Origin of the sequence: Paraburkholderia antibiotica, assembly GCF_012927125.1 — a bacterium.
Classification (GTDB): domain Bacteria; phylum Pseudomonadota; class Gammaproteobacteria; order Burkholderiales; family Burkholderiaceae; genus Paraburkholderia; species Paraburkholderia antibiotica.
In genome coordinates, this window is the sequence record NZ_JABBFZ010000051.1 from 1 (window position 1) to 4,716 (window position 4,716).

At 54.4% G+C, this 4,716-nt stretch carries 7 protein-coding genes; 2 read left to right on the forward strand and 5 right to left on the reverse strand.

Annotated features, from left to right (window positions below):
* The 3 genes from HHL14_RS32560 to HHL14_RS32570 all read right to left on the reverse strand — a co-directional run.
* Nucleotides 1-232: amino acid permease (locus HHL14_RS32560; RefSeq protein WP_169501711.1), on the reverse strand; the 232-nt coding region annotated here is incomplete at its 3' end.
* A 239-nt stretch (nt 233-471) separates the two neighbouring features.
* Entirely contained in the window at nt 472-816 is a 345-nt protein-coding gene (locus HHL14_RS32565; RefSeq protein WP_169501706.1) for a BON domain-containing protein, read from the reverse strand.
* Nucleotides 817-999: 183 nt separating this feature from the next.
* Entirely contained in the window at nt 1,000-2,184 is a 1,185-nt protein-coding gene (locus tag HHL14_RS32570; protein WP_169501707.1) for a porin, read from the reverse strand.
* 404 nt (nt 2,185-2,588) lie between these two features.
* Here HHL14_RS32570 and HHL14_RS32575 point away from each other — a divergent pair, with 404 nt between their 5' ends.
* Both HHL14_RS32575 and HHL14_RS32580 read left to right on the forward strand, forming a co-directional pair.
* Nucleotides 2,589-3,032: a hypothetical protein gene (locus tag HHL14_RS32575; protein WP_169501708.1), complete on the forward strand. Its 444-nt coding sequence runs from the start codon at nt 2,589-2,591 to the stop codon at nt 3,030-3,032.
* 99 nt (nt 3,033-3,131) lie between these two features.
* A complete protein-coding gene (locus HHL14_RS32580) occupies nt 3,132-3,674 on the forward strand; it encodes a hypothetical protein (RefSeq protein ID WP_169501709.1) in 543 nt (180 codons plus the stop codon).
* Nucleotides 3,675-3,741: 67 nt separating this feature from the next.
* Here the strand turns inward: HHL14_RS32580 and HHL14_RS32585 are convergent, their stop codons facing one another.
* Both HHL14_RS32585 and HHL14_RS32590 read right to left on the reverse strand, forming a co-directional pair.
* Nucleotides 3,742-4,230: a YqhA family protein gene (locus HHL14_RS32585; protein ID WP_169501710.1), complete on the reverse strand. Its 489-nt coding sequence runs from the start codon at nt 4,228-4,230 to the stop codon at nt 3,742-3,744.
* Between the two features lie 295 nt (nt 4,231-4,525).
* The coding region (locus tag HHL14_RS32590; protein WP_230413316.1) for an arginine deiminase family protein at nt 4,526-4,716 on the reverse strand (191 nt) is incomplete at its 5' end.

The window sequence follows — 4,716 nt, forward strand, 5'->3', positions numbered from 1 at the left end:
CGTACGCGAACACGCCGGCGTCGAGCTCGGGCTTGCGTTCGGCCAGCGACTGGAACACCCGCGCCAGCATGTACATGCCGGTGCCGGCAATCAGCCACGCGATGACCGCGCCCAGCGGGCCCGTCGCATTCGCGAACGTCCGCGGCAGCGAAAAGATCCCGGCGCCCACCATGCCGCCCACCACCATCCCGGTGAGCTGCATCTTCGACATTTTTTGCTCAGTAGACGGCATACGTTTCCCTTTCTTTCTATAAGTTGGGTCGTTCACGTCCGCACATAACATGAGTTAAGAAGCACCTACATAACCCATTTCGTCACGTGTGATCCCCACGCATAAGGAGTCGCCCCGCGGTACCCTCGTATCTCCGTCTTCAGAAAATTCTATTCCTGCGCATGAGCGTCGGGGTACTTTTTTATTCTGGTTAATACCCGAACCGGTTCCGCACACACGCCGAAATACAGGCACTCCACCTACACCCCTTCCGGGCGCAACGACAATGCGTTCTTGACCGCGACCACGCCCGCTACGCGCCTGGCAATCGCTTCCGCCTTCTCACTGGCGGTGTGATCCGGCACGGTTCCCAACAGGATGATCGTGCCCGCTTCCGAGCGGACAATGATGTGGGAGGCGTAGATCCCCATCTCATGCGACAACGCATTACGAACCATTCGTCCTAAACTCTCGTGCGACCTACCCGCATTCGGCCCGCTCGGGTTGGCAGACGATGTCGGATCGTTTGTCTGCGCAACGGCCGCGATCGAACCGGTTACGAGCAGTGTTCCGACTGCCAGCCTGATTGCATGAATTGCCTTCATTAATTTTCTCCTCTTTTATTACTCGTCGCGAGGATCCCGGCGAAGTCACCGCGCCGCGCCATGGGACGCTTGCGGGTTTGCACGAGACATCGCTGACGTAACGATACTCAATCCCAAGGCGCAGAAATTCCCGGGCCAGACAGGCGGGAAATCTCCGCATGGATTTCGTCAAACCTGTCCCGCTTAAAACCTGTGACGAATACCCAGACTCACTATCGCCTGAGAGTTGGTATGCGACTGGTCGCCATACGAGCCGATTGAAGCGGTCGCCTCACCCAGCCCCCCATTGGTTCCATCAGTATTGGTGTAGCGCTGATCGCCACTTGCGTGCTGATAAGCAGCAACCAGATAGAAATCCGTTCGCTTCGAAACCGCGTAGTCGGCACCCAGCGAGAACTGGTTATAGGTCGCGGCCGCATCGCCAGTGCCCCTTGTGTACGCGTAGCCCGCACCCAACATCGTGGCTGGCGTCAACTGATAGCCAAGATAGACGCGCGCGACGTTATATTTTTGCGTTGTCTGGAAAGCCGACGCGGCATCGGGCTTGTACTGCGCATTGCTGTAGCCAAGATTGATGGTGAATAAGGCAATCTGATACTGCGCGGCGACCGACGCAATCCCAACGGATTTGGCCGTACGGTACGCGTTGTTGATCGACAGACCGCTGGCACCGCCATCAAACATCCCGTCCGATGTACTGTTCCAGCCGGTGCGGGGTATGTCCGATGACTGGTTATCCATATGGATATAGCCAGCCGCGATCTCGAACGGGCCAATGCCATAGCTCGCCGCCCCCGACCATGTCTGCCCCGAACCCGTCGCGCCGGCGACGCCTCCTAATGCATACATGCCTTCGAACTGAAATCCGGCGAACACTGGCGATCGGTATTTGATGGCGTTGTTCGTGCGCGAGCTGTTGTCGTTGTTGTCCACATCGCCCGGCGTCGCAAACGTACTGCCCCAATACCCACCGCCCGTGAGCGGCTGAACCATCTCGACAACCGGATCGAACTGACGCCCCGCGGTCACAGTGCCCCAGGACTCTCCAGTCAACCCCACAAAGACCTGACGACCGAACATGCGACCACCTTGACCCAGGCGACCGTTGTTGATGTCGAAGCCATTTTCCAGGGTGAAAATCGCTTTCAATCCACCTCCGAGATCTTCCACGCCTCGCAGACCAAAGCGATTACCTTGAAGGTTGCCGCCAAACATTCGCCACACATTTCCGCCGGCCGGGTCCGCATTGTGGACAAACTGAACCGACTGATCGAGCAAGCCATAAAGCGTCACGCTACTTTGAGCATGGGCCGCACTAGCGGTGCCGAGCAAGGCGACGGAGACGGCGGATAGGGTAATTTTTTTCATTAGCTCTCCACACGAATGATGGGTCCTGACTGCGTCGAATTGCAGATTAGTTCACTTCCGCCAAATAGGGAAAAGAAAGTGACGGCTTTTTCATATTTCAATCAGAAGAAGAATCCTGTGCATCGCACAAATCACTTAAGCATCTCATTCCCCTTTCAAACTACTTCATACCTGACAGATTTAAAAAAATCGTTCAGATATGAACTGGCTATTGCTTGATATGAGCCTCGAATGCTTTAGCAAGACACACGGACTTGAGCGCTGTGCAAACTTGTGGTTGCCGTTCGTCTCAGCTAGTCGCTGTGGCATTGACGCAAGCGGAAGTGCTGGCTTCGGCATGAAGCAGGCCGCGCTTGAATCGGAATGTCCAGCAAATCGACGACAGGACGTGATCGTGTGGCCCCATGAATGCAACCGAAGAAAGTGTAGCGAACGATGCCGATCTTTACGGCTATTTTCTGATTGAATTCAGCCCTTCGTTACCTGATTTTCTGATTTGGATCAGGTCTCAAAAGTTGACGAGGCAATTCACAAATTGCGTTGCGGCTATCGCCGGAAAAAAGTCCCCAAATTTCAATCAATTCAAGCCACGCAGACCAATTGTCATTCTCGCGATGGTTGTCCCATTGCGTGACACTCTGCTTTCTGTCGATGGCTCTTTTATTATCCGGCTGCCCGATAGTCCGTGTCAGGTCGCTCGACCCGAAGCGGTGATGCAAGCTTGCGATCCCAATCGAAGGATCGTGCTGATTCTGAATAGTCTCGCGAGAATTCGTTGGGCGTTACGACGGACGCTCATGCATCCGATGCTGATCACATATCGATCGCATCGCGTGGCATGGTTTTGATGGGTCATAGCATGAGTGGTGTACTGGCAAGTACTACTCGCCCCGACTGCCGACGAAGAGCCTACTATACAGATACTCCATTTCTGAGGATTGCATGCCATGTCTACTATTTTTGACGCCGCAATCATCCAGATCCGGGTGGAACGGGCAGCACTCCTTTTCGAGAGCTTTGATCACAGTCCGTTCAAAATACGCGCTCTCAATCAGGCGGTGGAAGCTTATATTGTCAGTCACACGGAAAATCTGTCGGCCCGACGCTCTATCCATCTTGTCTTTTGCCTGCCCGTTCAGGAAGCCACACAACAGCAATCTAGCGATATGGAACAGGCCGTCAATCACCATTTTAGTGAACGGGCCGACGCGACGCAGCAGTCTCTCAGTGCATTATTCCGTATTGGACGACGCTCGCTCGCAATTGGTCTGGCAGTACTTGCAGCAAGCCTCGTTGCTGTCAAATTCGCCGACAATCTTCCTGGTGCCCGCTTCCCTAAACTTTTCGCGGAAGGCCTGACCATTTTCGGATGGGTCGCGAACTGGCGGCCGATGGAGATCTTCCTTTACGACTGGTGGCCCATTGCCGGGCAACGCAACATTTATCGGCGCCTTGCTTCGGCGACGGTCTCAGTAAAGGTTGATGACTAAGGGAAGGTTGACAACTGAGGATCGACGATTGAAACCGATCGTCAGATCGCATCCATATTGGCGTGCGTCATGGGCTGCCTTTTCGACTTTCGTGATTTTTCATCAGGAAAAGCGTAAGCGCCGAGATAACGAGTGCCACCGCGAGGCCGAAATACAGAATGTCGCCGCCGCCATCCCACGCGACAGCCTCCTGCAGAAACAGCACGGACAGAACCGCGATCACCACACTAATTAGATTTGCCTTCAGATCTTCGAGGTTCCGGATTTCCAGCCACTTCGGCAACGGCAGACTATCGTCGATGAAAAGCGAGTACAAGCCGATGCTGATAATGTACACGGCGATTGCAATCAGAAAAATATCGACCGACTCGACAATTCCGACTGCGATCAACTTCGCCGATTTCGGCGAAATTCCGCGATTGGCAATGATTATGGAGCTAACGCTAGCGAAGAGAACAATGGTCTTGAATAGGATTAACGCCACCGAACCCAGAAACGTTGCGATCACCGGAATCAGCATGATATAACGACTTGACGCAAGTATCTTGCGTAACATAACGGAGTCTCGCTAAGAACACATCACAATAAATGACTGCCGTGTATCAACATGCACGATCTCTCGTATGCAATTCCAGTCTGCCTTTATTGCTCAAAGCTCAAACGCTATTTCAGACGGGCTATCTTGAGTCCGCTCGTAGCCGACCCTGGAATGATGGCCTGTTGCGAGTATCCAGTATCCACATCACCACTCTTGCTATCAGCCGCCATCATAAACACGTCGTCGCCCGCCCGCGCAACGGCGAACGGGCGACGCCTTTCCAGCTATCAGCTGGATCGATTCGCCGGACTGCTTAATAGTCGACCGGATCGCGGATAATCGGGCAGGTCATGCAGTGACCACCGCCCCGCCCACGACCCAGCTCCGCGCCCACGATCGTGATCACCTCGATCCCCTCCTTACGCAGCAGCGTGTTCGTGTACGTGTTGCGGTCGTAGGCATACACCACACCCGGCGATGCACACACCAGGTTCGCGCCGCTAT

Bases quoted from the DNA above. Each gene is read 5' to 3' on its own strand.
- HHL14_RS32565 (WP_169501706.1), bottom strand. From the start codon at position 816: ATGAAGGCAATTCATGCAATCAGGCTGGCAGTCGGAACACTGCTCGTA.
- HHL14_RS32570 (WP_169501707.1), bottom strand. From the start codon at position 2,184: ATGAAAAAAATTACCCTATCCGCCGTCTCCGTCGCCTTGCTCGGCACC.
- HHL14_RS32575 (WP_169501708.1), top strand. From the start codon at position 2,589: ATGAATGCAACCGAAGAAAGTGTAGCGAACGATGCCGATCTTTACGGC.
- HHL14_RS32580 (WP_169501709.1), top strand. From the start codon at position 3,132: ATGTCTACTATTTTTGACGCCGCAATCATCCAGATCCGGGTGGAACGG.
- HHL14_RS32585 (WP_169501710.1), bottom strand. From the start codon at position 4,230: ATGTTACGCAAGATACTTGCGTCAAGTCGTTATATCATGCTGATTCCG.